This window comes from Streptomyces sp. NPDC057010 (assembly GCF_042673805.1).
In the GTDB taxonomy this organism is placed as follows: domain Bacteria; phylum Actinomycetota; class Actinomycetes; order Streptomycetales; family Streptomycetaceae; genus Streptomyces.
In genome coordinates this window covers 92,147-117,467 of the sequence record NZ_JBHUSC010000016.1, presented here as the reverse complement: position 1 = coordinate 117,467, position 25,321 = coordinate 92,147, and the positions used below count along the sequence as shown (strand labels likewise).

The window sequence follows — 25,321 nt, the reverse complement described above, 5'->3', positions numbered from 1 at the left end:
GGGAACAATGGCAACTCGTCGTGCCCTGCTGGCCTGTGCCGCAGCGCTGGCCGCCGGGAGTCTCGTACTGGGCGGCACCACGGCCGCGCACGCGGACAGCGGAGTCACCGGCATCACGGTCCAGGAAGCTCACAACGACTGGACCAACAACGGCAAGATCGTCCTGTCCTTGACCGCGCCGAGCGCCGTCAAGAACGTCAAGGTCAGCCTGTACTCGATGGAAACCCAGCAGACCGTGGCCACGGTGGGGAACTTCGAACTGACCTCCGGCACCGCCCAGAACGGTACGTGGAAGAACCGCGGGCGCATCCAGTTGCCGGCCCTGGGCAGCTACCGCATCGACGTGTCCGCCTCCGACGAGGGCGGCGACACGCTTTCCGCCGCCGGCGTGGGCTATTTCTACTACGCCGTGCAGACGAACATGAACGACACGAAGGTCGACCGCACCACGGTTGACTACCAGCACCGCAGCGTCACCATCAGCGGTCACCTGATGGGCCAGTGGCCGGGTTCCGGCGCCATCACCCCGATGGGCGGGCTGACCGTGGCGGTCAACTCGTACATGGAGTACGCGGAGGTGACGACCGCGGCGGACGGCAGCTTCTCCGCCACGCTCCCGGTAACCGACCAATACCAGAACGGCATCGAGGCGGCCTTCCGGTACGACCCGAACCACGTCTTCTACAACCAGTCCTCCTCGAAGACCTTCCCGATTACGGTGAAGAAGACCGCCACCAAGATCGTCGAGACCCCGAGCGAGCGGAAGGTCCCGTTCAAGGGCACGGTGAACTCGACCAGCGCCACCCTGCTCTGGAACTCGCCCACCGGCTGGCAGCCGCTGGCCGGCAAGACGATGAGCTCCAACTCCTTCGGCGACTTCGTCCAGCGCACCACGGACGCCGGCGGCAACGCGCTCTTCCCGGCGACCGAGCCGCTCTGGAGCAACTCCTCGATCGCGGTCGGCTGGCGCAGCGACGACCTGTTCCTGGCCGACGCCCTGGCGAGCGTCGACATCATGGTCGTGCAGCCCGCCGCGTTCCGGTCCCTCACCGCGACCCGCTCCGATGCCGCGACCGTGGAGGTCGGCGGCAGCATGAGGTTCGAAGGCAACCTGACGCCGGGCACGATCCCAGTGAACATCCAGTACTCCGCCACCGGCAAGGGCGGCTGGACCACCGTTGCCACCGTGCCGAACGCCAGGGGGAACGGTGAGGGCTACGCCTTCTCCACCACCGCCCCGCAGGCAGGGGCGGGTTACTGGCGTGCGACCTACACCGGCGCGCCGCAGTTCGAGAACGCCGTGAGCCAGGTCGTGTACGTCGCTGCCGCTCCCTGACGGCCCCGCGCGCCGGTCCGCGAGCACGGCAGGGCGAAGGCCCCGCCTGCGGTTGGGTTGCAGGCGGGGCCTTCGCGCGTCCCGCCGTCCCGCTGCCCGGGGGCGACGGCGCAGGACCTCAGAAGCCGAGATCGGTGAAGAACTGGTGGCCGGTGGGGTCGCCGGCGTCTGCCAGGCGAGGCCCTGGAGGAAGAAGCAGGCGATCAGACCTGGGGAGAGGTGGCGGTGGTGACCGTGACCGACACCGAGCGGTACGGGACGGCGACCGCGCAGGCCTGGGACCGGCTACACCCCCGGCTGACGCGCCGGGCGGCGTGGGGTGATCACGACGGCCCCTTGCCCATCATCGAGGGCACCGTGATCAGGTTGACGGTCGCGAAACTGCCCAGCGGCGGGGTGAACAGCCCGTCTGGCTCTGGTGGTCCCGCACCGGCGCCCGCCCCGAGGGCGTCGACCGATGCCGGCAGGCCTTCCTGCGAAGGTTCGACGTGGAGCACACCTTCCGCCTGCTCAAGCAGACGCTCGGCTGGACCCGACCCAAGCTCCGGGACTCCGCCGCGGCCGACCGCTGGACCTGGCTCGTCCTGGCCGCCCACGCCCAACTTCGGCTCGCCCGGCCACTCGCGCGCGACCTCCGTCGGCCGTGGCAACGGCCAGCGGAACCGAACAGGCTCACCCCCGCCCGAGTCCGCCGGGGGTTCAGGAACCTCCGCGCGAAGACGGGCACGCCAGCCCGTGCACCGAAACCCACTCGACCGGGCCCCGGCCGCCGGCCCGCCACCCGATATGACGTCGGACGCGTCCTCGCCACAGGCGAGTCATACGCCCGACCCTCACCTCACAAGGTCGGCACCAAATCTTGACGAATCGGATAGCCGGCAGGCTCAGGCGTTCCACCACTCGTCGGTGCCACATCCGACCTCGTAGTGCCACCATCCCTCTGTCTGCCCCTGTGCCAGGAGAGTCTTGATTCCGGCGAAGTCCGCGCCTGCCGGTGCGGTGAAGGCCACCATGGGAAAGTCCTCGCTGAAGACCTCGCCTCCGAGCTCGAACACTGAAAGGCGCTGATGCACCGCCTGCGGACTGCGTCCCAGGAGACCGGTGGGCACAGGTACCACACGGATCGTGCAGTTGCCGGACGAACTGACCCGCCCGACAGCCCAGTGGAGCCCGTCGGCGTCGGTCTGGTATCGCACTACATCGCCCTCGGCGACCCCATTCTGGAGAAACGGGATGTTCTGCACACACGCCGTGTCATTGCCGAGCGGCGTCGCCCACAGGCCCTCGGTGTCCTGGGGGAACCATCCCTCGCGAGGGACGAACCGGAACCAGACCTTGATCTTCTCGACTACGTTCTCCATGACGGCCATCATGCGCCGACTGTCAACGAGGCCTCGCACCGGTCCTGAGTTAAGGACAAGCTCAGCAAGGTGTCCCTGCGGAGGCGATCGTCAGGTCCGCGGCGAAGTTCATCGCCTGGTCGGGCTGCACTGTGACGGTCTTTCCTCCAGCCGTCGACAGTTTTGCGTTCACTCGGGTGTTGTCTCCGCCTTCCTGGTGCGGAACGGCATGCCGAACCTCGGGCTCTGGCACTGACGGATCAGAGATTTGATCTTCATACAAGGCGAACTGCACCAACCCGCTATCCGTTACGGGGTAGGGACGACTCATAGGCGACGCGGGCCGAAGGGATCTCACCCGGCACCGGCCTCGACCTGGGCTTAGGAACAGGTACCCACGTCGGCACGCACATCGTGCACAGGCTGCAGTTCCCGCCTGCATCTAGGAGAGGGGCGACTGGTGCCGGGGCGGAGGTATCGAGCGGAGCAGCTCCCACAGGGGGCGGGAGCCGGCGGCCCACTCGGCGAGCACCCGGCGGTCCACCAGGTGCAGGCGCTGGTCCTTGGCGAAATCCACGGCGTTGCTTGTGATCCGGCCGTTGGTCAGCATGACCAGGACGTCGCCGTGGTGGACCTGTCGACCGGTGCCGTTGAGGACGTGGAGATCAGGGGTGCCGACAGGCTTCCCGGACCAGCCCGCCTTGCGGTGCTTGCACTGGATCACCCAGCGCCGCCCGTACGGATCAGTTGCCTTCACGTCCGCGCCGTTGTCCCCGCGTCCGCCGACCCGCTACGCGTCCGCGCATCCGTCCCGGTGCATGAGGTCGCGCACTGCGAACTCGAACTGCGTGTGGTGCAGACGGTCCAGCTGCTCCACCGCGTAGCGCAGGCCCTGCGCGCGAACCTGCTCCCATCGCGCTGCTTCCCTGCGACGCCACAGCCAGGCCCCGCCGACCCCGGCCGCTGCCAGAACAGCGAGGACCATCACCCAGGGATGCTCACCGAGCCAACGCAGTGCCGCGGCCGCCAGGCTGAGCGCGACCGTGGCCCCGAGAGCGGCCAGGAGCACTTGCTCCAAGCGCTGGTTCTTCCGCCGACGGGACCGGTGTACAGGCCGACGCCGCCCGCTCACCGGCCCCTCCGCGCCGACGGGGAGCCCGCTGTTTGCCGCCCGAGCCCTGCGCGGAGAGAGTCGACCGGGGTCACTGGCCCGCCTGGGATACACCGCTGACGAGCTGGCTCAGGAAGCCGGCGATGCCCTGGCCCACGTCGGTGGGGGCGAGCATGATTCCCAGCGCCAGGACGATGACTACGGTCGTCTTCTCGTCGAACCGGCTCCGGGCTTCGGTGCGCCGACGCAGCCGCAGCACAACGATGATCATCAGCAGTACTGCCACGTTGATCGTCAGCAAGCGCCCAGCCCCCCGCCAGAATCGGGGCAGTGGACGACAGCCCCCGGCTTCTTGTGTAGCGGGAGGTCAGCGGTGGTGTGGCTGTATTGCCGGGGATTGGCGGTAATGCAACGTGCTGGCCGAATTAAAGTGACCGGTCACTGTGTTCCGGGCAGGCGTGTGACGCATCGGAATCGGGGCCTCGGGACCGCCGGGAAAGGGGCCTGCCGCGGTCTCCGCAGGCCTCCGGCTGGCCTCCGACAGCGGTGCGCGATCCCTGGGCCCACGTCCTCCGAGCAGGCGCCCACCCGCCCGTCCACGCCCCCGACGAATAGGGGCTGACCTGGCATTTTCCCTAAATCCGCCTAGGCTGGGGGCTCCGTTGGAGACGCCATTGGGGGACTTCATGCGTGACGCCGCCAACCCATACGGCGCCAGCCAGATCCAGGTGCTGGAGGGGTGGGAAGCCATTCGGAAGCGGCCCGGGATGTACATCGGCTCGACGAGCGAACGCGGCCTGCACCAAATGGTGTTCGATCTCGTCGGCCGGGCAGTGAACGAAGTCTTGGCCGGCCGTGCCAGCACCGTCGACGTCGCCCTCACGCCTGACGGCGGCATACGTGTCGCCGACGACGGGCCGGGTGTCCCCGTCGAGGCCGCAGGGGACACCGGCGGTCCCGGCCTCGAAGCCCTACTGACCCAAATGCACCCTGGGGCGGAGCCAGGCGGCCGTCACGCTGTGGCCATGAGCCTCTTCGGCGTCGGACCCTGCGTCACCAACGCCCTGTCGAGCCGTCTGACAGCCGAGGTGCGGCGCGAGGGGGTCCGCTGGTTCCAGGAGTACGCGCGTGGCGTCGCGCTCACCCCACCCACCACCGCAGGACCGACGACCAGAGGCGGGACCACCATCGCCTTCTGGCCCGATACCGACATCTTCCGGCCGCCGTGCGGCGGACCGCGTCGACAGCATGGCGACGGCGGTCGTCCGACGGACGCTGGGCACACTGCGGCAGGCGCTCTTTCCCTTGTACGGCGGCAGCCGGTCAGCCCAGCACATGGCTCGCAGCCGGGCGTCACACACGGCCGACGCTCAGAAACAGGTAGGGCTTTGACTGGCATCGAACCGTATTGCCACAGAGTGCCGAGGTCGCGGTCGATCCGTCTGGCTCGCTGCTCGCCCGTGGGCGAGAAGCGTCGAGCCGGGAACCCGCGACAGCGTTCCCGAACTCGCGTTACCCGATACGTGCACATACGACGGCGCTGAACGGCTGACTCTCACATGTCGGTCGGCCACCCTGCGACTCCTGACTCATACATTCAGCGCAAAGCCCAATCGGCGTGAAGTACGGGAGGTCGATGTGCGTACAACTCTAGGGACCCTGGTGACAGCCGCGGCGACGATCGCCGCTGTCGGTGGCTTCGGCGTCGGAAACGCCTACGCGGATGACGGGTTGCTATCCGGGCTCTTGTCCCCGCTGGTATGCGGCCTGCAGAACAACGTAAACGGAGATCACAACCAGGTCAGTCAGGGAGCCACCTGCCATCAATCATCGACGCCCGCACCCCCCACCAATGGCGGCGGGCTCACCGGCTACGAGGTGATCCGGTTCGATACGGTCACCCTTACTCCGAATTCCGCTGCATTCAGGACCGGCCAGTGTCCCGCTGGCAAGCGGGCCCTGAGCGGAGGTGCATCTCCCGTGCAGGGAACCTTCACCGACCCCCGCATTATCGAAAGCGCGCCCACTCCTGACGGAACCGGTTGGAGAATCGGCGTGTATAACGAGCCACACGAGGACTCAGTTACTTGGGACCTTTACGTCGTTTGCGCAAACGTCGCCAGCTGACTCTGCCCGCCCGACCACCCGCCAATGGGTGCCAAGCGCGCCCTGTCCCGCCGAGCCCCGGCCCGCACGCGCGGGGAGGGGGCCTGGCACCGCCCCTCTGCCGCCTGCCCGAGCCATCGTCGGCCCGGACCGCCACCGCTCCTGAGGCCTGGCCGCGCTCCCTCCCGGTGCACGGCTCAGGGCGACATCCACGAAGGTCGGCACACCCAGCCCCGACGCCCCACCGAAGAACGAGGGGCCTGTGCCGCCCGCTCAGTCAGCGCCGTCTGGGTTCGGGCTGCCGCTCCGGGAATTGAGCGTGTCTGGTCCTACCGCCCGGTGACATGTGCTGGAAGCGTCATGCGGGCCCATGCGCTTGCACGCCCGCTGGACGACCCACGCCTGTCGGGCCGGGGAGCAACGGTGCAGCAGGAAGGGCCCCGGTGGGCGGGGCAAGACGGGTCTTGCCGACCTTGTGACCCCGGGGATCCGAAACAGGCACCCAGAGCAGGCCGCGGCCATCATCGGCCGGATCATCCAGGGCGCCCGTCAGGACTGAGCAGCCGCGAACCACCCCCGCCGGTTTTCCGGGAAGGGAACCGGCAGGGGCGGTCGGGGCGGGTGCATCCGACGGCCGGCTATTCGCGCCGTCCGTCCGGTCGACGCGGAGCAGGTACCAAGCTTGTCTTTTGACCTCTGGGCCGGGTTGCGTGACCCGACGGGTATTGGGCTCAGGATGGTTGTTACGGTCGGTGGTCGTGACTGAGCCGCTTCCGGAGTTCCCGTATCATCCCGATCCTTTGGCCACCGGATCGGTGGTGGCCGCCGATGCGGCGTGCGCGTGCTGCGGGAAGGACCGCGGCTACCTCTACGTAGGACCTGTCTATGCGGTCGAGGAACCTGCCGGTCGCATCTGTCCGTGGTGCATCGCGGACGGAAATGCGGCAGCGAGGTACGAGGCTCACTTCAGCGGAGGCGCCGCAGGGGACGACGCGCCGATGGAGGTGCTGCGGGCCATCGCGGAATGCACGCCGGGCTTCACCGGGTGGCAGGACGAGCAGTGGCTCCTGCACTGCGGCGACGGTGCCGCCTTCCTCGGCCGCGCCGGGGCCCGAGAACTTGAGGCCCGCCCGGATGCGGTCGAGTTTTTGCGCTCGGAGGTCAGTGACCTCGGCTGGCAGCCGGAGCAGTACCTCGCCGACCTGGACAAGGACGGTCAGCCGACCGCGTACCTCTTCCAGTGCCGGGTCTGTGCGGTCCATCTCGCCTACTCCGACGTCGTATAGCCGAGTCTCTGAAACGGGACGACTCGTTTCGACGCCAGGGACGACGCCCCGCGCATGGCTTACCTCATGGGCGCCAGCGGCAGAACGCGCCGCGGCCGGGAGCTGTGAGCTCGTACCGGTCGCATCGGGTTCGTCAACCAAAGGACCATTGCATCAAGGATGTTTGACGTGATCTAGTGTTCCCGCAGGGCGCGGAGCGCCGGACCTTGGAACCCTCACACCCCGCCTGGAGTGTTGATGAGCGATGGGTACGACCATCTTGTGAAGACCCTGGAGGTCCTCGACAAGCTGCTGTCCGAGATGGGCTTGGAGCGTGCGGACGTCCTCGATCTCAGGAAGCTCTCCCACGAGACGTGCCTGCGCGAACCGACCGTGAAGGCCCTTCTCGCCGGCCGGCGCCTTCCTGAAGTCGAGTTCCGGTACGTGGTCGTCGACAAGATCAAGTTCCTGATGGAGACCCGTCTCAAGACGACCAGGGACGCCAACGGAATCGAGCGTCTTCAGCCCTACAGTGCGGCGGAGATCGCCCGAGCCGTGTACAAGACACCTCAGTGGCTCAGTCTCCTTCTGAAGAAGGCCAGCGCGCCCAGCCTGGAGACGACGGGCATGCTGTCCAAGTTCTTCGACGTACCGTCAAGTCTCCTGGTGGAGTGGCCTCCGGAGTCCTTGGCCAGGGTTCTCGGCGATCGCGTCATTCCGGAGATTCGCGAGGCTCTCTGCTGTGGTCCCGAGGGGGAGCGTGTTCCTTCTCAGGCGATGAAACTCGCCCTGCGGCTGGGAGACACCAAGCTGAAGCCCGCTCAGGAGGATGCTCTGAATCTCTTCATCGACAGCATGAAGGCAGGCCTGTAGGAGGCCCGACCGACTGCCCGGCTCACGCCGGGACCGTGGCGGCGGCGCCGCTCTTCGATGTACGAGCTTCCGGTGGGGGTATCCATGATCAAAATGGCGGGACTGCGCGAGCTGTTCAGGGGCGGCAAGCGCCCCATGGCCCGGCTGTGCCGCGAGATCCTCGAGGGGGTCGAGCGGCCCGTCCCCTCCGATCCCGACAGCCTCTTCGAGGTCCTTCGGGTCTATGTCGAGAAGCGACGTGCGGAGAAGGACGCCATGGACGGCCTGCCCTTCCGGCCGCTCCACCTGCTGTTCCGGGAGTTCCCCCAGGGCACGGCCAGCGGCTTGTCCCTCGACCTGGAGGACAAGTGGGTGATCGTCGTCGAGAGCAACACCAGTCCCATCCACCAGCTGGTGATCCTGGCTCACGAGGTTTGGCACGTACTCAACGGGCACTGCACGGAGCACGCCTCTCACCCCGCCAACATCAGCGCCGCAGCCCGCTCGCTCGGCGGATCGCTCGGCGACGCAGAGATACAGGCACTGGCTGCCCGCGCTCACTTTGACGATCAGAAGGAGGCGGATGCCGAGGCGTTCGGCCTCTACATGGGCGATGCCTTTCGCGGCTACCTCGAGGCGGATGCCCGCCGCGTACCCGAGAAGGGCATCGCGGGCCGGATCCAGACGAGTCTGGGGATTCGTTCCTCATGACCGGGGCGGACTACTACATACCCGCAGCGCTCATGACCACGGCGATGCTGGTGAAGCTCCCGAGCTTACGACGCGACCACGGCTCTGCGACGACCCCGGCCTTCGTCGTCATCCTCGCCACATCCGCAGCCGGATTCGCTTTCGCGGCGCCCCCCACCGTGGAAGCGGTGAACCACGCCACAGGCGTGCCCAACATCTCCGCGCTCATCGTCTACTGCATCCTGTCGCTCTTCTCGTGCGCGTCTCTGGTGCTGCTGATGCACTGGAGAGGCGGGCCTGAGGGGGTGGTCCGGCGGCACACCCGCATGTGGATGGCGGCCACGGCCGCCATCGTGGTGGTCTTCTGCGTTCTCTTCGCGCTCAGCAACACACCGGTTGAACGAGCCCGCGACCTCGACACCTACTACGCGAACACCCCGTACATACGGGAAATGATCACCCTTTACCTCCTGGCGCACACGGCCACGACCCTGACCGTGATCACGATGTGCTGGGGCTGGATACGGGGGCTCGGAAGCGGCTGGACCCGACGGGTCCTGCTGGCCCTCATGGCCGGGTATGCCATGAGCCTGGCCTTCGCCGTCCTCAAGGGCATTGCCGTGAGTGCCCGCTGGTGGGCAGCCACGGATCGCTGGGACTGGCTGAGCACGGATGCAGCACCGCCGTTTGCCGGCCTGGGAGCTCTCATCTCCACGGTGGCGTGCCTGGTTTCGGAGTACGGACCGCCGATCGGGAACCGATGGAGGGCATGGCTCTCGTACCAGCGTATGGAGCCGTTGTGGCGCGCACTTGCGCCCTGGGGTGGCTCGGGCCCGCCGATGAAAATGCCTCGGTTCACGGGCATCGAGGTGCTGGAGATGCAGCGCGCCACGGACATCAGGGACCGTCTCCTGCGCTTGTCTCCTTACCTGAACACCGCCCAGCTGCAGGCAGCCCAGCGTCTGGCCGCAGTCGAGGGTCCGGCACGCGCGACCGCCCTGATCGAGGCCGAGGCCGCAGAGATCTACGCCGCCCTGGCCACCGTGCCAGTCGTCCCGAGCCGGGGTGTCCACGGTCTTTCGGACACGATTGCGCCTCCGGCATCGGGCACTGTGCCCCTGGCCGGCACCCACCGGCTCGCTGAGCTCAGCCAGGCCTTTTCGGCCCTGAGCAAGGCCCGGCCATCGACCGCCGCTTCGGAGAGCCGCTGATCATGACCCCTCTCTCCCTCCGTCCTGTGCACACCCCGGTCCGGACTGCCGGGCGGGCACAGCTGCGGGGAATCCGATGAGCACGACAGCGGGATACATCTGCTCCGCCACGTTTCTCTTCATGGCGATGCTCCTCAAACTTCGGGCCCTGCGCAGGAACCCGCAGGACAACCTGCTCCGAGCCCTGTGCGCCCTGCTGGGCGTCGCGGGGCTGCTGTTCGCGACGTCCGCGCCCCCGATGCAGCGTCTGGTCAATGCCTGGACCGGCGTCCCGAACCTTGCCACGCCGCTGGTCTACGCCGGCCTCTTGGCCGTTGACTGCGCCATCATCGTCCTGCTGATCCACTGGCGTGGCGGCGAGGACCCGACCCGGATCCGCCGTGCGACCCGGTGGTGCATCCTCGCGTACGGATCGGTGATTGCGGTCATCGCGGCCCTGTTCGCCATGGGCGACGCACCGGTCGAGCGACTCCGGGACCTGGACACCTACTACGCGACCACTCCATGGATCCGCGAGATGAACATCCTCTACCTGGTGGCGCACTCCTTCGCGGCCTTCACCCTGATGGTCCTGTGCCGGCGGTGGTCACGTCAGGTTTCGGGCATCCACCGCTTCGGCCTGCTCATCATCGCGGTCGGAAACGCGATCACCCTCGCCTACGCCATCACGAGGTACACGGCAATCGGCGCACGCTGGGCCGGCCTCGACTGGGACTGGCCCTCCACCCAGAGCGCGTTCAGCCACGCCGGCATCGGCGCCTTCTTCATGGCCGGCGGCTTCCTGCTGCCACCCGTCGGCCGGGAAGCAACCTGCCGGTGGACGAACTACCAGCGGTTTCAGCTGCTGAGGCCCCTCTGGGAGGAGATCCAGCCCGAGATCCCACCCACAAGCAGGCCCCCGCTGCACTGGTGGAATCCGATGGGCCTGCGCCTCATGCAACGCGAGCGGGACATCCACGACGCCGTTCTACGCCTGAGCCCCTACTTCGACGCGGTCACCGGCCGCGCGGTGTACCGCCAAGCCGTCGCGCAGAACACCGAAGAGCGGCAAGCGGCGAGCGAGGCGGACGCAGCCGTCATCGCGCACGCCGTCAGGACGAAAAGCCCCGACACCCAGCCGCTCCCGGTCGCGGACAGGTGGACGGTCAGCTCCACCGACTGCACCGACGACCTCCTCAGCGTATCGAGCGCCCTCGCCTCCTCCGCACTGGTCAAGGCAGCTCGGAATTCCGTTGCGCCCACTACACCCGGCTGCCGACCAGGCCCTCCAGACTGAAAGACGGTCATGAGCATCACACGACCCACCCGCGTTGAATCCATAGTCATCGGCGGCGGATACACCGGCCTGCTCGCCGCCTCGGTCCTCTCCAACGCGGGCTACGACGTACTCATCATTCCCGGCCCCACCACAAAGCCGGCGGCCCGCCCCGGCGAGGTCGTACACCTCGGGGGCCTCGACGACCTCGACGACCTGGTCCACGATGTGAGCCGCGCACTGCGTGAGCGCGGAGCCCTCTCCTTTCCGGACCGGGGCGAAGACAGCCACGGCCAGGCCGACCCGCAGGCCTGGCCGCGCCGGACCCGCCTGACGTGCAGCCACGAGCTCCTCCTCCAGGTGGTGCGAGAGACGGTCCTGGCGCGCCCTGGCCGCGAGCGCGAGACCCTGTGGTGGGACGGCTCGCAGGCAACGGGACTCGTGGGGGACGCGCAGCAGGTGCGCGGGGTCCGCATCAGCCTTGACGATGGCACCGAGCACGTCGTGGCTGCCGACCTCGTCGTTGACGCGAGCGGTGCGGGATCCTCGGCCACGGCCTGGCTGCGGACGCTGGGGCAGCCTTCGGTGGCGTCGTCGAAGCGGCCCGCAGCGCCTGCGGCCAGCCGCCTCTACCGAGCTCCGGCACTATCCGCGGACACCGGCGTCACAGAGGTTGTCGAGGGCGACCGTCGTGCCGTGCTGGTGCCCGTAGAGGACGGCATGTGGATGGTCACTCAGACCTGCCTCGAAGGCGAGGACCTCCCGGTCGCGGAAGCCTTCGAGACGGCAGCCCTGCGCTTCACCAACCCGGCCGTGGGGAAACTGGTCGCCGACGCCGAACCGGTCGGCGAAGTACGTCTGCACGCGCCGGGTTCGCTCGTGTGGCATCGCTTCGACCAGGCCCCCACGCGCGGACTGGTCGTTCTCGGAAACGCGTTCGCGGCCTTCAGCCCGCAGGACCCCGACGGGCTGAAGGCCGCACAGGCCGGAGCCAGGGCGCTCCGGGCCGCGCTCGACCAGGGCATCACCCACCCGACCCTGGCAGAACGCGCCCAACGGGCCGCAGCCGAACACCTCTTGGAACTGTGGGGCCACCCCCGTACCGGAGATCAGCCCGTCGGCAGGCACCATGGAACCCGGCTCCAGCAGGTAATCCGCACCGCTGGGCGCTTCCTGCGGGCAGGCACACCCTGATCTGACCGCCGAGGCTCAGCTCGCCACGCCCCGCCACCTCATGCGGCCCGCTGCCGCACACCCGCGTGCCCGGCCCGCACCGAGACCAGCCCGTCATCTCCAAGGGGAGCCATGAACCTGTTCACGCCGTTCGAATTGCCCTGCGGGGCCAGTCTGCCCAACCGCGTGGCCAAAGCGGCCATGGAAGAGAGCCTCGCCGTGCAGCCCGGGCAGCTGCCCGGGCGCGACATCATCGACCTGTACCGGCGATGGGCCGAGGGTGGATGCGGGCTGCTGATCACGGGCAACGTCATGGTGGACCGGAGAGCGCTGACATCCGCAGGCACCATCGTCCTGGACAGCAGTACGTCCCTTGAGCCGTTCCGGCAATGGGCGGCGGCCGCGCACACGGCACGTGCCGCCATCTGGATGCAGATCAACCATCCGGGCAGACAGGTAGCCAGCGCCATGCCCGGTATCGCGTGGGCGCCCTCTGACATCGGCGTGAGCCTCGGCAAGCACACCAAGACGTTCGCCCGTCCGACGGCGATGACCGAGGATGACATCGAGGCGACCATCGGCCGGTTCGCGGTCACTGCGGCCAGGGCCGAGGAAGCAGGCTTCGACGGCGTGCAGATCCACGCCGCCCACGGCTACCTTTTCTCGACGTTCCTCTCGCCCCTCGTCAACCGACGCTCCGACCACTGGGGCGGGAACCTCACCAACCGCGCCCGAATTCTCACCGACACCATCCGCGCGGTCAGAAAGGTGGTGTCACCCGGCTTCGCGGTCGCGGTGAAGCTGAACGCGGCCGATTTTCAACGCGGAGGCTTCGACGTCGAGGAGGCCGCCGAGGTCCTCGACCTGTTCGACGGGCTGGGGGTGGACCTCGTCGAACTCTCGGGAGGCAGCGTGGAGAGCGCGGCCACCATGGGACGGACTGCCGATCAGCGCAAACTCGACCGGGAAGCCTACTTTCTGACGCTGGCCGGGGAGCTCGTCGAGAACTCGCCGGTGCCGCTCATGCTCACGGGCGGAATCGGCCGTCTCAGTACGGCGGAGAAGGTACTGGACCGCGGATTCGCCGTAGCCGGCCTGGCGCGGGCGCTGGCCTTGCATCCGGAGCTGCCCGCCCGCTGGAAGGAGGGGGAGGACCTTCGCGTCACAGCCCCTCGACTGAACTGGAAGGACCAGGACCTCGCCGCGGCCGGGGCGCTGGCCTACACCCGGGCGCAGATGAAGCGGCTGGCCGGCGGCAAGAGACCACGCACCCGTGGGTCCGCGCGGCTGATCTTCGGCGCTGACCTCGTCCGTCAGCGTGGTCAGGTCCGCCGCTACAAGGCCTGGCTCGCCGCACATCCACTCGGGCAGGTGCCGGACGCTCCTGGCAACCGCCGCAGCGGGTGAGGATCATCCCTCCTGGGGCGGGGCCACCTGGCTCTCGCCGGTCGAATCCGGCTCCCACCGGTAAATGACCCGACCGGCCTCGGTACTGCCCTGCCGCACGTAGCGTCCGGCGCTCTGACCGTGAAGGTGCGCCGTCGCGGAGCTGCTGTCCACGTCCGGAATCTCGGTCCCGTCGAGGGGACCGCCTACGAAGCACATGGCGATCATGAGCGAAATCGTAGGCGTGTCCCTCGCGTCACCGAACCCGAATCTCCCGTCCCAGCCGCCAACTCGGCTGAGGGGCTTCCCATCAACTCCCGGACTCACCCCCCACCTTGACCATTCGTCGCTCGGATTCCGCCTTCGGCCGGCCGTCCGGGTCGCCAGAGAGAAGGGCCCATGACCTCCCACTCCGACAACCCCCGCCGAGTTCTCATTTTGGGTGGTGGCCTCGCCGGCACACTCGCAGCCGCTGCCGTCGCCTCCTACTGCGACGAAGTCGTCATCGTCGAACGGCACACACTGCCCGACACCCCCGAGCCACGGCGCGGCCTCCCCCAGGCGCGTCACGCACACATGCTGTGGTCCGGTGGAGCCGCCGCCATGGACGACCTTCTGCCCGGCACGATCGGAGTCTGGCTGGACGCGGGTGCCCACAAGATCCCGCTCCCGAGCGGCATGGTGTCCTTCTCCCCCTGCGGCTGGTACCGCCGCTGGCACGAACCTCAGTACTCCGTCGACAGCCTCTACCTGATCGGTGCGAGCCGCGACCTGATCGACTGGGGCGTACGGACCCAGCTGAAGGCCGACTCCCGGATCCGGATCGTCACCGCCGAACCCCTGCGCCTCCTCGGCGACCACAACCGGATCACGGGCGCCGTGATCCAACACGGGCCCGGACAAGAAGAGAGCCTCCACGCCGACCTCGTCATCGACGCCATGGGCCGCGCCTCACGCACCACCAGCTGGCTCAACGACCTCGGCGTACCCGCGATACCCGAAACCACCCTCGACGCCGGCGTCACCTACGCGAGCCGCCGCTACAAGGCCCCATCCGGCACGAATGACAACTGGCCTGCCATCACCATCCAGCCCGACGCCAGACTCCCGGTCCCCGGCACTGCCGGCTCGATCATCCCCATCGAGGGCGGACTCTGGCAGGTCGCCGTCTGCGGCACCCGGGGCGGCGAGCCCACCAGTGATCCTGAGCAGTTCGAAGAGTACGCGCGCCACATGCGCCACGGCCTCGTCGCCGACTTCCTCGCCTTCGCTGAGCCGGAGACCCCGGTAAGCCTCACCCGCAACACCGCCAGCTACCACAGGCACTATCTGAAGGTCCGCATGCCGGCCGGGTTCCTGGCCATCGGAGACGCCGCAACCGCGCTCAACCCCTTGTACGGGCACGGCATGTCGGTCGCTGCGCAAGGAGCCCGGGCCCTCCGCGACGTCGCATCGAAAGCGGGCGGAATCACCGCCCCCGGATTCACCCGCCGAGCTCAGCGCGCGATTGGCCGGCCCGCCGCCGCGGCCTGGCTCCTGGCAGAGGGGCAGGACAAGTTCTTCCCCGGTACACGCGGCAAGAAGCCGACCCTCGCAGATCGCATGACCAGGGCGTACACCCACCGGCTCATCCGGACTGCCGCCTCGAACTTTTCCGTCGCCGAGGCTCTGACCCACGTCATGACCCTACAGAGCGGAGCGGGGGTCCTCGCTCACCCCCGGGTCCTCCTCGGGGCGATCCGCGGGCCCCGTCTCCCGTCCCTCGAATGTCCCCCTCTCACCACGGAGGAGGACGCCGTCAGACAGGGCCGACCTTCCCCCACACACTGACTGCGAGCGGCTCATCCCGCACTCAGGACCGCCCCGGCAGTCTCAGAAACCGCCCTGCTGTCGCACGTACGCGCGCAAGACGTGTGGAGAGGCTCGAGGCGACGGGCTTGAGCCGCCCCCCGCCCAGCCGGCCCGTCTGGGGATCGGACCACAGCCGGGCGACCTCTTCGGCGATCGCCTGCTGAGCCCTGCGGGACGCCGTGGGGTGGCTGATGCCACGTCCGAGAGCCACGCGCAAGGCCCTAGCGGCGGCTTCGGCCGCCAGCGGCCCTCGCGCGTCGAGGGGGCTGAAGGTCGCCAGCGCATCCCCTATGACGACGAAGCCGCGGGGCCCGCGGATACGCTCGTACCGGTGCCAGCGCAGGGCCAAAGCGGGTGAGACGACCACGTCACCCGCAGGCTTCGCCTCGGCGATGAGCCGGCCGACGCTGGGGTCCGGCAGGGCCAGTGCGGCTTCGGCGAAGGCGTCCGCGCCGGCGATGCGCTCACGATCCGGAGCGGTCTGGGTGACAGCCCACATTCCGTCCTCCACCGGGACGAGGACCGCACTGCGGGCGCCGTCCACCACCGCTGTGAGGGGGACATCCCCCTGTCCCTCCGGCTCCAGGTAGAAGCGGCTGGCTGAGAAACCGGACGTGGCGCGTGTGGTGACCGGCACGGCGGCAGCGCCGAGTTCCCTCAGCCAAGCCGCGGTGCACGCGTCGGAGCCGCTCGCGTCGACGACGAGCTGGGCGGTGACCTCCTGCTCCGTCCCGTCAGCGAACCGCACGCGGGCGCCGAGCACCGCGGACTCGTCGCCTATGAGCCCGACGGCCTGGGCGCCATCCAGAATGGTGGTCCCGCGATCGCATGCGGGGTTGGCTATGACGACCTCGCGCAGCACGCTGGTCAGGAGGTCGCGGCTGCACGTCAGCAGCTCACGCGTCCCCCAGGCCCGCGGGCGTGTCCGGGTCAGGTGGTCGTCGGCTGGGAGGGGGAACGTTCGAGCACCACGATGCCGAAGCATCGCGCCGGACCCGTAGGCCAGATCGTTGACGTCCCACATGCCCCCGACGTGAAGGACCTCGCCGTGCTGAGCGCGTCCGGAGCCCGTTTCCTTCGTGTGGGTGGCGGGTGTGCTGCCCGCGAGCACGAGAACGTCGTAGCCGGCCAAGGCGACCATGGATGCGGCCAGCAGGCCTGCGTAACCCCCGCCGATGATCAGGGCTTCGACGTGCTTCGGGTGTGTGGTGGTCATGTCCATCTTTCTGTGAGCTTCTCTGTGCGGCGGAAGGGAAGCGGGCTCGCAGCCTGTTCGCCGTCGTCATGCACGGTGCTCGGCGCGTGCCGTGGACTGCCGCGTCGACTCCACTCGCGTAGAGCGCAGCATGGCGGCGGACAGGTTGAGGAGGTCATCGGAGTCCTCCGTGGAACTGACCGTCCATCGAAGCTCCGGCATGACCGCGGGCGCTGCGCAACTCTTCCGGATGACCGCCCGGGCTATCACGCAGGCATCGGCCTCACTGCGGGCTCGGCGGCTCTCGGAGTGCTCGGCCAAGGCGAGCGCGTAGACCTTGGCGCCGGTCGAGTGGTCGAACCAGGGCGTCAGCCGCAGTACCGCGTCGAAAATGTCCCTCTCACGCTGCATGAGGCGGTGCTCGATGGGCTGCCACCACGGCATCGGCGGGGGGCTCGTGGGAGGTATCTCCGGACGGATCTCCAGCCAGAGAGGCTCGAGATGGCGAAAGTGGCGAAGGGCCCGGTACCGGGAGGCGACGCCTTGTCCGATGGGCGGGAGGAGGAAACCGGCGGAGACGAGGAAGGCGCTGAAACCGGCGAGGGAGAAAGCGACGTTGGTACTCAGCCAGTCCCAGTTGTGGCCGAGCCAGCGGGCGACGATCGCCGTGTATTTGAACAGGTCGTAGGCGAAGGTGCCCGCCGCGCCGGCGGCGATCAGCAGCAGCCCGACCTTGAGGGTTCCGGGGACCTTCCTCGACCAACGCCAGCTGAGGACGACCATGGTGACGGCCGCCACGCTGTGCGCCGCCAGGTAGAGAAGGATCATCTCGCGGATCCAGGGCGTGCCGGCGTAGTAGGTGTCCAGGTCACGGAGTCGCTCAACCGGAGCGTCGCCGAGTGAGAACAGAACGCAGATGGCCACCATGACCGTCGCGTAGGCCGTCAGGCACAGCCGGGTCTGCCGCAGGGTGACACGCGAATCGTCGTTTCCTCGCCAGTGGATCAGCAGCACGATCGTGACGCCGTCGAACGCGGTCAGGATCGAGTACACGATGGGTGCGGCGATGTTCGGTACGCCGAACATCGCGTTAATGGTCGCCAGGTTCGGGGGCGCAGCGGTGACGAACAGGAGTGCGCCGACGAAGAGGGTCGCGGTGACGGCCCTCAGAAGCGGGTCTCGCGGGTTCTTGCGCAGCGCCCAAAGTTTGATGGTGGTGGCGACGAGCAGGCCACCGCCCGAGCTCAGGTACGCCGTTCCCGCGTTCACCGACGGCTTCCATGAGTCACGTCTGGGGGAGTGCCCGTCATCAATTGCTCTTTGAGTGGGTGGCTCCGGCGGGAAGACCGAAGTGGTGGATCTTGGAGAACTGGATACTCAGTCGGGCAAGACCGTTCGTTCCGGAGACGTGGGTGGGAATCGCCGCGCTCGTGTCGACGACGACGGGCATCTGCCCGGATGCCGGCCCCCCGGCGACCTCCGCAGCGAGCAGGGCCGCGTGGATCGTTGCCGCTTCGGCGAAGATGATGGCGGCATCCGGCTTACAGCCTTGCGAGGTGGCGTACCGCTCGGCTGCCTCGCGGTGGCTTCTGTTCAGGTGGGGTGCCAGATTGAGCAGACGGTCGGAGATCTCGGTCGACCTGGCCATCGCCCGGATTTCCAGCGACGCGGTGGCAGGAATCCGCATGGGCTTTCCCGGCCCTGCGAACGGTTCGAGCGCACGCCAGAGAGGCTCCATCGCCCGGTAGGCCCGCCAGGACACCCAGATCGACTCCAGCCGCGGCCCGACGACCGGGACCAGGAAACCGACCGTAGTCATGGCGGCGCCCAGTCCTGCAAGGGGAGGCGCCACGTCGGTGCTGAGCGAGTCCCAGGTGTCCGTACCGGCCCAGCGGGCACCGACGGCCAGGAACTTGACCAAGGCGAACGACAAGGTGAGACCGAACGCGGCCACGAGGATGAGAAGGCCCCAGTAAGTCCATGCCGCCTGGAGGTCCCGCAGTTCACGTGCCCACCGCCAGCACTTCACCGCCACCACGAGGCTCGTGGCCGTGTGCGCGGTCAGGTAGAGGATGATCATCTCGCGCACGTAGGGGGTGTTCGCGTAGAAGGTGTCGAATTCGCGCTGCTGCTCGAGGGGCACGTCGCTGAGTGAGAAGAGCACACAGTACGTCGCGATCACTGCTGCGATCGCCGTGATCCACATCCTGGTGTGCCGCCGGACGGTTTCCTCGGTCCCCCCACGCCAGTGAATGAGGAGCACCATCGAGCCGCACGACAGGCACGACAGGAGGCAGTAGACGATGAGCGCCGAGATGTTCGGGACACCGGTGATCCGGTTGACCCGCTCGATCGTCGGCGGAGCAGCGAACACGAAGCCCGCTGCCGAAGACGCGAGGATCGCGAAGATCGATTTCGACATCGGCGAGTGCCAGGTACGCCAGAACGAGGGCGACTTCACCACCAAGGCAATCGCCAGGACCATGGCGGGTACGTAGTAGTCCGTTCCGGTCATGCTCAGTGGCCCCGGCCCATGCTGGACTGGATCCGGCCCGCCAAACCGGTGATCGGCACAGAACCGGCACCTTGCAGGTGTTCCCGCAGTCTGGCGCCCAGCTGCAGCCCGAACTTCTCCGCGTCGCCCTCTTCCCGGGTGTTGACGTGGCTTCTTGCGGCGAGGGCGATGAGGTCGTCGCTTGCCAGTTCCCCACCGAGTGACCGGGCAGCGGCTGCGGCGACGTCGCTGTGGGCCCCGTGGGACAGGCATTCCCCCATCAGGGCATGCCACATCTCGTGCGCGAAGATCACGAACTGGTGAAGCGTGGTCGTCTGACTCTCGACGATGATCACGAGTCGGTCGTCGAACTTCGCGGTGAGGCCGCTGGCCGTGTCCTCGGGAAACTCCCGGAAGTACAGGTGGACCGGGCGGTACGGGAGTGCCCCGCGGTCCTCGTTGAAGCGCCGCTCGACCTCGGCCCTCAACACCTCGAACAAGCTGTCCGGATCCGAGGGAATCGGCCTGTCGAGACCCGCGAGAACCTCGTCGCAGAACCTCGCGATCCTCCGCTCGGCCGACCGCCGCGCCAGGTGGGTCCTCGGCGCAGCGAGCAGGCTCTCGGAAGGCCTCAGCCTGCCGAGAGCCGCGAGTACCCCCTCGCGAAAGTCGGTCGTCTGCCGCTCGTTCATCCGAATGCCCCCACTCTGGGTTCCCTCCGATGGGTGGTGAAGCCGAGGCCTGCCCGCCTTGCCGCTGCCTGTGACTGAAGGTCAGGTCAGTCGCCTGCATCCCCGCCCGCCCGACCTCAGGAGCCGGCGCCTTCTCGTGTGAGCGCGTCCACGAAGGCCATCAGCGCCGTCTCCAGACTCGGCGGCAGCTCTTTGTCACCGAGACGCAGCTGGATCTGCAAGGCGTGACGATTCTTCACAGCCTCGGAAGGGTTCATGAGAAACGCCATGAGCTCCGGGATGACCTTGCTGTGCAGAACCCTTTTCACGGCCTCGGGAGGCGTGTGGGTGAAGTACTCCATGGGGACGTCGAAGAACCTGGCCAGGCCTGCGCCGTGCCAGATGTTCGGCGTGCTCCGGTTCAGCAACTTGCCGTGCCACTGCGGGGTCATGCCACTGCCGGCGGCAATCTCCGCGGTGGTGTACTGACGTCGTCTGCCCGTGTCCCTGTCCACGGTCAGGCGGGTTTCCCTCAGGAACGCGATGCGGCGGGCGAGCTCGGCCGGGCCGCTTGCCGGCGGTTCGACGACCTCGCCGTCGAGCAGCCGCCGGATGTCAGCCTCCGGGAGGGAGGTGTGGAAGGAGAGCTCCTGCAGGTTGAAAACCGATGCTCTGTCGAGCCCTGCTCCCGTCCGGAGCGCTTCGACTTCTCTCACGGTCTCGGCGAGCTGCTCGTACCCGTCGCCCATAGACCCTCCGGGCAGGATGGAAGGGGAATCTGCGGTCCGGATGAGACCGCGACCTGCGCCGGTCACTAGATCATGGAAACGGTCGGATCCGCAATGAAACGATCGTTTCCTGAGACGGAAATGAGTCGGCGAGGCCGGGCGTGATGAGGGCGCGCGGAATGTCGGCCTCCCGGAGCCGTCCGGTACCGGTGCGGCTGAACCGGTGAGTCGGCAGGATCAGCCGGAGGCCGGGGTCGCGGAAGTGGCGCCATCGCCCTGGGGTGTTCCTCCGAACATGTCGGCGACCCAGCGCATGAGCTCAGCGTTCTGGCTCTCGCCCTCGGCGCCGCGGGCCACCATGGCCGTGAGGCCGATACGGGCGGTCCGCAGGCTTGCGACGACGGCCGCGACGTCCGCGTCGACGGTTTCGAAGAAGATGGCGGGCACGTCGAGGGCGGCCGCCAGAGCCTCCAGGACCTCAGGGGCGGCGTGCGTCGCCTGGCCGAGACGCAGGCTCGTCACGAGGGGACCGCTGAGGACCGTCCGCCCCACCCGCGCGTTGCCGAGATCGGCGAGTTGGGCGTCTGTGGGGCGCTCCTGCTCGGGGGTGCCCTCGAGCAGGGCGGCGATCTTCTTCGCGATGGTGTGCGGCCCGACGGGTTGCCGGACCGTGGGGTTCCGGGGCACCGCGGGGGCGTCCTCGTCGAAGGAGCGCTTCTCCGCGGCCAGGAGTTCCTCGACGCTGACGCCGTACGCTTCCGCCAGAGGCCCCACGTAGTGAGGGGCCAGTTTGCGCCGTCCCCCTTCGGCCGCCCGCACGGGAGAACACGAACTGGTCTGCGTGACGGCCGCGGTGTCTTTCTGCGTCATGCCCGCGTCGCATCGGAGATCCGCGAGAGTGGGAAGGCCGGGCCGGGGAAACAGGTCGTCCACGCGCTCGCCCAGCAGCGCCGCAAGCCGAGGCAGCTTCTCCTGAGGCGGAGACGCGTCTCCGCTCTCGTAGCGCGAGACCACGGACTGGTCCTTGATTCCGAGTGCGGCAGCCACCTGCGCCTGGGTCATGCCCTTCACGACACGTGCGCGGCGGAACCCGGGGGCGTCAAAGCGGCGTTCGGGCATCGGTACTCCACGGTGCGGGGCAGGGAATGGCTACTTTAGCTACTTGATCAGATCACTAGCTGCATATAACTTGCACTCAATGATCTGAGGGTGGGTGCCCACGTACGTCGACCTGCCACGCCATCCAATCTTCAATCGACCGTCCCCTCAAGGGGCAGAACAACCGGACCCGGCCGCAGTATCTGGCGTAGGAACCTGTCGCGGCCAGGCCCGGTGTGCGTCCTCAAATGGGAGATCCCAATGAATGTTGCACCACACATGGCCGGCGCGTCGAGGCGCGATGGACACGCACGTCCTGATGTGCCCGACCAGACGCGTGCGCCGGCCCTGATCGCCCGCCGCCGTCTGAGCACTGGCTGAGGCTGCTACCCCCCGTCACGAGTCCGACAGCTCCAGGGGCCCTCTGACGAGGTGAACTCGACGACGCCGGCCCCGATCCGTGCGGGACCTGCGCTCAGGTCGACGTCGCCCGCGACCACCCTGTTGCCCGAGCGATCCGACAACGAGCGCGTGCGGGCGATGTTCCGAGGCTCCCGTCCGGTCATCACTCGGCCGACCAGGCCCCGGCCGCCTTGCAACCTCGCCCTGGGCCTCCTGGCTGCAGACAAGTCGCCCACCTGACGCGCCTCACCACAGGACCGCCCGCCTCTGGGCCTCCCCAGCCGCTGGCTCTCCCGAGGAACCCGCCCCAACGGCCTCCCTCCTTGACTGGCCGCTCCACGGCTCCACCTACCGAAAACCCAGACCTGTGACCCGTCACGCCACAGGTCTGCTTCGCGCACGCCGAAAAAACTGGACTTCCTGTGCCCACGCCCGCTTCCTCAGACACCACCACGCACCCCGCCACCGCCACGGGACACCACCAGGTGGCCTCTCTCACGGCACTCGGCCCATTGCTCCCGCCGCTCATCTGCACCCGATGCCGGCCCGGCGCCATCAGACAGCGCACGTGCACCCACAGCCCGGCCCGACGGGCGCGGCGGCGGTGAGCGCCATGGCCCCGGAAGGCACGGGCGGAGCGCCGGCTCAACCGCCGCGTGTCCGCGCGCGGATCACCCACGAGCAGGCGGGCCCCGCGCCCCTGCGCGGTCCCGGCCGCCCGCTCGCCCTGGGTCCCGTCGCACGCGCACGGCTGGGCGGTGCCGTTCGTACCCTCATCGAGGCACACGGAGCGGTCGGTGACGCGATCCGTCTCGCCGCCGTCGTACTCGCCGCGCGCACCCCCGCGGCCACCGGACGAGTCGAGATCCGCACCCGGGAACTGGGCCGCTGGCTCGGTTTGTCGGAGTCCTACGTCGCCTCCGTCGTCATCCCGGGGTTGCGCCGAGCCGGGATCGCCGAGATCACTTCGATCGTGGGTCCCAGGGGCGAGACCCGCGGTCTGCAATGCAAACTCCTGCCGATGTGGCGGGCCCAGACCATCCCCGGCCACGCCCTGGCTCTGAACCGCAAGGAACTCGCCACCCTGCTCCGCCTCCTGGAAGGCCTCTTCGCGCCCGGCTGGTCCCACTGCGACGGCCGTGTCACACCTGCCGGCCTGCTCGGTGCCCGCACGGGACGGGGAGCCGCCACCGACCGCCTCGCCCTGTTGCTCCTTGTCCTGGAAGCGACCGAGACCGGGAGAGTCCGCATGTGCGCCGGCAAGGTCGCCCCCAAGCGAGGGCGAGCCGCCGTCACCCTTGCCCGGCGCCTGGGCTGCTCCGACTCGGCCGGCGAGCGCATCCTTGCGAGGCTCGCGGCAGCTGGGGTGATCGAGAAGCGGCGGATCCGCACCGCATCCGGCCTGGGGTCGCGGACTCATCTGATCCTCCCGGCCGTCGCCGCAGCGCACGCTGCCGGTGCCAAAAACACTCGTATTGTCCAGATATTTTCTCCCGACGGTACGGCAGGACCGGACCAGGATTCCCACACGGAGGTAAACATGCAGCTCAACACCCTGCTTGGTGCCGAAGAAGCCGTGATCGCAGACCCCGACGCTGCGGCAGCCCTTCACCCTTACCACCCTCCTGTGGCTGAGGCAGTTGATGAAAGTCCAGGTAATCGCTGCTTATCCGGCGACGCCGTCGTGGGGAACGGCCGTCTCCCGGAGCGCGCCAGCGCGCGCGAGGAAAACCGGCGCACCACGCCCGACCACCGGCTGCGGTCCGTCTCCGATGCCGGAGGCCCGCTGCGCGGGGCAAAGCACCAGCGCGGCATCGATCAGGCGGACCAGGGTCGGCAACCATGGCCGGCGCCAGGGGCAGCCTCCCGAGCGGTAGAACGGCCGCAGCGCCCCCGGACTCCTCGTCCGCCCGACGACCTCTTGTCCGCGCTCGCCCCCGTACATCCCCTCTGGCGGAAGCTCCACCGAACCGGAGCCCGACGCCGAGTGCTGTCCGCCGTCCGAGCTGAGCTGGCCGAACTCACCGGCCTGGCCGGCCCCGAGAGGGCCGCGGACCTCCTGGCCGACCGGCTGACCCGGCGCTTGGCTGAGCAGGGAGGCCCGGACACAGTCGCCGATCCGGTCGCCTGGATGCTCCGGCGAGGCCTTCCACGGCGCGGCTGCACCGATGTGCGCTGCGACGAGGGCGCCCGACTAGACGACGGCTCGGCATGCGGCCTGTGCGACCTGCGCATCTCGGCCCGCCGTCAACACCGCCGCCAGACCGCAGCCGCGGTTCGCGCCGAGAGCCACCACCTGGACACCGACCAGACGCGTGCCGAAACCGAAGCCCGCCTTCGGCGCGCGACACTCCGGGACATCGCCGAACAGCAGCTCCGCCATCACGCATTTGCCGAAACCCACATCCCCCGCAGCGCATGCAGAGAGTGCTCCGGTCGCATCCTCCTCGCCGGCGAAGCTCTGGCCACCGGCCTGTGCAAACCCTGCCGGGCAGAGCACGCCACCTACCGAGCGCCTGGTCCAACCGGCCAACTTCCTGGTCGCCGAGAGAGTGGCCGACGACACCAGCCATGAGGCTTGTCCGTCCTGCTCCGGGAGGTATCCGTCGCCGTCCAACGAGCGAAGACCTGGAAGCCCGCCGGGCAGCGCGCCCGCGACGGCGTGCTGGGGTAGCCACCGCCAGCCGACGAACCTTGAAGGACCCGCACTTGTCCAGTGGGAGAGCTCCGGCTCGGCGGCGACCGGCTCTTCGTACTGTCCGGCCAGTAGGTTCCACGCGCCAGCCATGGGGCGCAGCGCGCGAGCCCGCTCAGAGGGTGTGGCTCGGAGGAGGTCAGCTGCGCGAAGGTGACTGTCATATAGTGCTTCGATTGCAGCGTCGCCAGTTTTTGGACAACGTGGCGCGGCAGCCGCAATCGGTACCCCAAACGGGCTGACCTGCGATCGGAAAGTCTGACTGCATGAGGCCATTACTCCTGCAGTGTTTAGCTGGTTATCGACCGCAGCAGCGGGATGGTTCGTGGATCCCGTCGCACCAAATCCGCGGCCGACCCAGAACAATCCGTCGGGGCGTGCTCGATGCACGCCCCGACGGCTTTCTCTTATTGATTCGAAACGCTTCGATTCTCACCCGCAGGCACGTGACCAGCAGCGAAG

The 25,321-nt window shown here is 68.3% G+C and carries 18 protein-coding genes and 2 pseudogenes; 11 read left to right on the top strand and 9 right to left on the bottom strand.

Translation table 11 applies throughout. The features are described from left to right. Positions 1 to 7: 7 nt before the first annotated feature. Positions 8 to 1,336, top strand: a complete 1,329-nt coding sequence (locus ACFTXQ_RS16925) for a hypothetical protein (RefSeq protein WP_382641412.1) — start codon at positions 8 to 10, stop codon at positions 1,334 to 1,336. 195 nt (positions 1,337 to 1,531) lie between these two features. Continuing rightward, positions 1,532 to 2,199 (top strand): annotated as a pseudogene (locus tag ACFTXQ_RS16920) (transposase); the annotation flags it as partial. A gap of 21 nt (positions 2,200 to 2,220) precedes the next feature. On the opposite strand, the gene ACFTXQ_RS16915 reads toward ACFTXQ_RS16920, so the two are convergent. The 3 genes and pseudogenes from ACFTXQ_RS16915 to ACFTXQ_RS16905 form a co-directional block, all read right to left on the bottom strand. Then, on the bottom strand, positions 2,221 to 2,709 hold the full coding sequence (locus ACFTXQ_RS16915; protein WP_382641410.1) for a DUF4265 domain-containing protein: 489 nt from the start codon (positions 2,707 to 2,709) through the stop codon (positions 2,221 to 2,223). Positions 2,710 to 3,118: 409 nt separating this feature from the next. Then, positions 3,119 to 3,661: pseudogene (locus ACFTXQ_RS16910) on the bottom strand (restriction endonuclease). A 217-nt stretch (positions 3,662 to 3,878) separates the two neighbouring features. Continuing rightward, entirely contained in the window at positions 3,879 to 4,088 is a 210-nt protein-coding gene (locus ACFTXQ_RS16905) for a hypothetical protein (RefSeq protein ID WP_382641408.1), read from the bottom strand. A gap of 2,563 nt (positions 4,089 to 6,651) precedes the next feature. Between ACFTXQ_RS16905 and ACFTXQ_RS16900 the strand changes: the two genes are divergently transcribed. The 8 genes from ACFTXQ_RS16900 to ACFTXQ_RS16865 all read left to right on the top strand — a co-directional run bounded on the left by ACFTXQ_RS16900 (position 6,652) and on the right by ACFTXQ_RS16865 (position 15,555). Further along, a complete protein-coding gene (locus ACFTXQ_RS16900) occupies positions 6,652 to 7,179 on the top strand; it encodes a CbrC family protein (RefSeq protein ID WP_382641406.1) in 528 nt (175 codons plus the stop codon). 237 nt (positions 7,180 to 7,416) lie between these two features. Next, entirely contained in the window at positions 7,417 to 8,031 is a 615-nt protein-coding gene (locus tag ACFTXQ_RS16895) for a hypothetical protein (protein WP_382641404.1), read from the top strand. 84 nt (positions 8,032 to 8,115) lie between these two features. Beyond that, on the top strand, positions 8,116 to 8,721 hold the full coding sequence (locus ACFTXQ_RS16890) for an ImmA/IrrE family metallo-endopeptidase (RefSeq protein WP_382641403.1): 606 nt from the start codon (positions 8,116 to 8,118) through the stop codon (positions 8,719 to 8,721). 32 nt (positions 8,722 to 8,753) lie between these two features. Beyond that, a complete protein-coding gene (locus ACFTXQ_RS16885) occupies positions 8,754 to 9,911 on the top strand; it encodes an MAB_1171c family putative transporter (protein ID WP_382641401.1) in 1,158 nt (385 codons plus the stop codon). A gap of 76 nt (positions 9,912 to 9,987) precedes the next feature. Continuing rightward, a complete protein-coding gene (locus ACFTXQ_RS16880) occupies positions 9,988 to 11,187 on the top strand; it encodes an MAB_1171c family putative transporter (RefSeq protein WP_382641399.1) in 1,200 nt (399 codons plus the stop codon). Positions 11,188 to 11,196: 9 nt separating this feature from the next. Beyond that, the gene (locus tag ACFTXQ_RS16875; protein WP_382641397.1) at positions 11,197 to 12,360 is read left to right on the top strand and encodes an FAD-dependent monooxygenase; all 1,164 of its coding nucleotides are present in this window, start codon (positions 11,197 to 11,199) and stop codon (positions 12,358 to 12,360) included. A gap of 111 nt (positions 12,361 to 12,471) precedes the next feature. Beyond that, on the top strand, positions 12,472 to 13,746 hold the full coding sequence (locus ACFTXQ_RS16870) for a 2,4-dienoyl-CoA reductase (RefSeq protein ID WP_382641395.1): 1,275 nt from the start codon (positions 12,472 to 12,474) through the stop codon (positions 13,744 to 13,746). Between the two features lie 582 nt (positions 13,747 to 14,328). Next, on the top strand, positions 14,329 to 15,555 hold the full coding sequence (locus ACFTXQ_RS16865) for an NAD(P)/FAD-dependent oxidoreductase (RefSeq protein WP_382641393.1): 1,227 nt from the start codon (positions 14,329 to 14,331) through the stop codon (positions 15,553 to 15,555). Between the two features lie 22 nt (positions 15,556 to 15,577). On the opposite strand, the gene ACFTXQ_RS16860 is transcribed toward ACFTXQ_RS16865, so the two are convergent. The 6 genes from ACFTXQ_RS16860 to ACFTXQ_RS16835 all read right to left on the bottom strand — a co-directional run bounded on the left by ACFTXQ_RS16860 (position 15,578) and on the right by ACFTXQ_RS16835 (position 21,783). Next, positions 15,578 to 16,798 (bottom strand): FAD-dependent oxidoreductase, encoded by a 1,221-nt coding sequence (locus ACFTXQ_RS16860; RefSeq protein ID WP_382641391.1) that lies wholly within the window; start codon positions 16,796 to 16,798, stop codon positions 15,578 to 15,580. A gap of 60 nt (positions 16,799 to 16,858) precedes the next feature. Further along, complete coding sequence (locus ACFTXQ_RS16855; protein WP_382641389.1) at positions 16,859 to 18,040, bottom strand: MAB_1171c family putative transporter; 1,182 nt, start codon at positions 18,038 to 18,040, stop codon at positions 16,859 to 16,861. 40 nt (positions 18,041 to 18,080) lie between these two features. Further along, positions 18,081 to 19,256: an MAB_1171c family putative transporter gene (locus tag ACFTXQ_RS16850; protein WP_382641387.1), complete on the bottom strand. Its 1,176-nt coding sequence runs from the start codon at positions 19,254 to 19,256 to the stop codon at positions 18,081 to 18,083. 32 nt (positions 19,257 to 19,288) lie between these two features. Beyond that, entirely contained in the window at positions 19,289 to 19,957 is a 669-nt protein-coding gene (locus ACFTXQ_RS16845; protein WP_382641385.1) for a toxin-antitoxin system, toxin component, read from the bottom strand. A 116-nt stretch (positions 19,958 to 20,073) separates the two neighbouring features. After that, positions 20,074 to 20,685, bottom strand: coding sequence for a hypothetical protein (locus tag ACFTXQ_RS16840; RefSeq protein WP_382641383.1), 612 nt, complete (start codon positions 20,683 to 20,685; stop codon positions 20,074 to 20,076). A gap of 216 nt (positions 20,686 to 20,901) precedes the next feature. After that, positions 20,902 to 21,783, bottom strand: coding sequence for a helix-turn-helix transcriptional regulator (locus ACFTXQ_RS16835; protein ID WP_382641381.1), 882 nt, complete (start codon positions 21,781 to 21,783; stop codon positions 20,902 to 20,904). Between the two features lie 985 nt (positions 21,784 to 22,768). Between ACFTXQ_RS16835 and ACFTXQ_RS16830 the strand changes: the two genes are divergently transcribed. Beyond that, entirely contained in the window at positions 22,769 to 24,739 is a 1,971-nt protein-coding gene (locus ACFTXQ_RS16830) for a hypothetical protein (protein WP_382641379.1), read from the top strand. Positions 24,740 to 25,321 lie beyond the last annotated feature (582 nt).

Bases quoted from the DNA above. Each gene is read 5' to 3' on its own strand.
- ACFTXQ_RS16925 (WP_382641412.1), top strand. From the start codon at position 8: ATGGCAACTCGTCGTGCCCTGCTGGCCTGTGCCGCAGCGCTGGCCGCC.
- ACFTXQ_RS16915 (WP_382641410.1), bottom strand. From the start codon at position 2,709: ATGATGGCCGTCATGGAGAACGTAGTCGAGAAGATCAAGGTCTGGTTC.
- ACFTXQ_RS16895 (WP_382641404.1), top strand. From the start codon at position 7,417: ATGAGCGATGGGTACGACCATCTTGTGAAGACCCTGGAGGTCCTCGAC.
- ACFTXQ_RS16890 (WP_382641403.1), top strand. From the start codon at position 8,116: ATGATCAAAATGGCGGGACTGCGCGAGCTGTTCAGGGGCGGCAAGCGC.
- ACFTXQ_RS16885 (WP_382641401.1), top strand. From the start codon at position 8,754: ATGACCACGGCGATGCTGGTGAAGCTCCCGAGCTTACGACGCGACCAC.
- ACFTXQ_RS16880 (WP_382641399.1), top strand. From the start codon at position 9,988: ATGAGCACGACAGCGGGATACATCTGCTCCGCCACGTTTCTCTTCATG.
- ACFTXQ_RS16875 (WP_382641397.1), top strand. From the start codon at position 11,197: ATGAGCATCACACGACCCACCCGCGTTGAATCCATAGTCATCGGCGGC.
- ACFTXQ_RS16870 (WP_382641395.1), top strand. From the start codon at position 12,472: ATGAACCTGTTCACGCCGTTCGAATTGCCCTGCGGGGCCAGTCTGCCC.
- ACFTXQ_RS16865 (WP_382641393.1), top strand. From the start codon at position 14,329: ATGGACGACCTTCTGCCCGGCACGATCGGAGTCTGGCTGGACGCGGGT.
- ACFTXQ_RS16860 (WP_382641391.1), bottom strand. From the start codon at position 16,798: ATGGACATGACCACCACACACCCGAAGCACGTCGAAGCCCTGATCATC.
- ACFTXQ_RS16850 (WP_382641387.1), bottom strand. From the start codon at position 19,256: ATGGTCCTGGCGATTGCCTTGGTGGTGAAGTCGCCCTCGTTCTGGCGT.
- ACFTXQ_RS16845 (WP_382641385.1), bottom strand. From the start codon at position 19,957: ATGAACGAGCGGCAGACGACCGACTTTCGCGAGGGGGTACTCGCGGCT.
- ACFTXQ_RS16840 (WP_382641383.1), bottom strand. From the start codon at position 20,685: ATGGGCGACGGGTACGAGCAGCTCGCCGAGACCGTGAGAGAAGTCGAA.
- ACFTXQ_RS16835 (WP_382641381.1), bottom strand. From the start codon at position 21,783: ATGCCCGAACGCCGCTTTGACGCCCCCGGGTTCCGCCGCGCACGTGTC.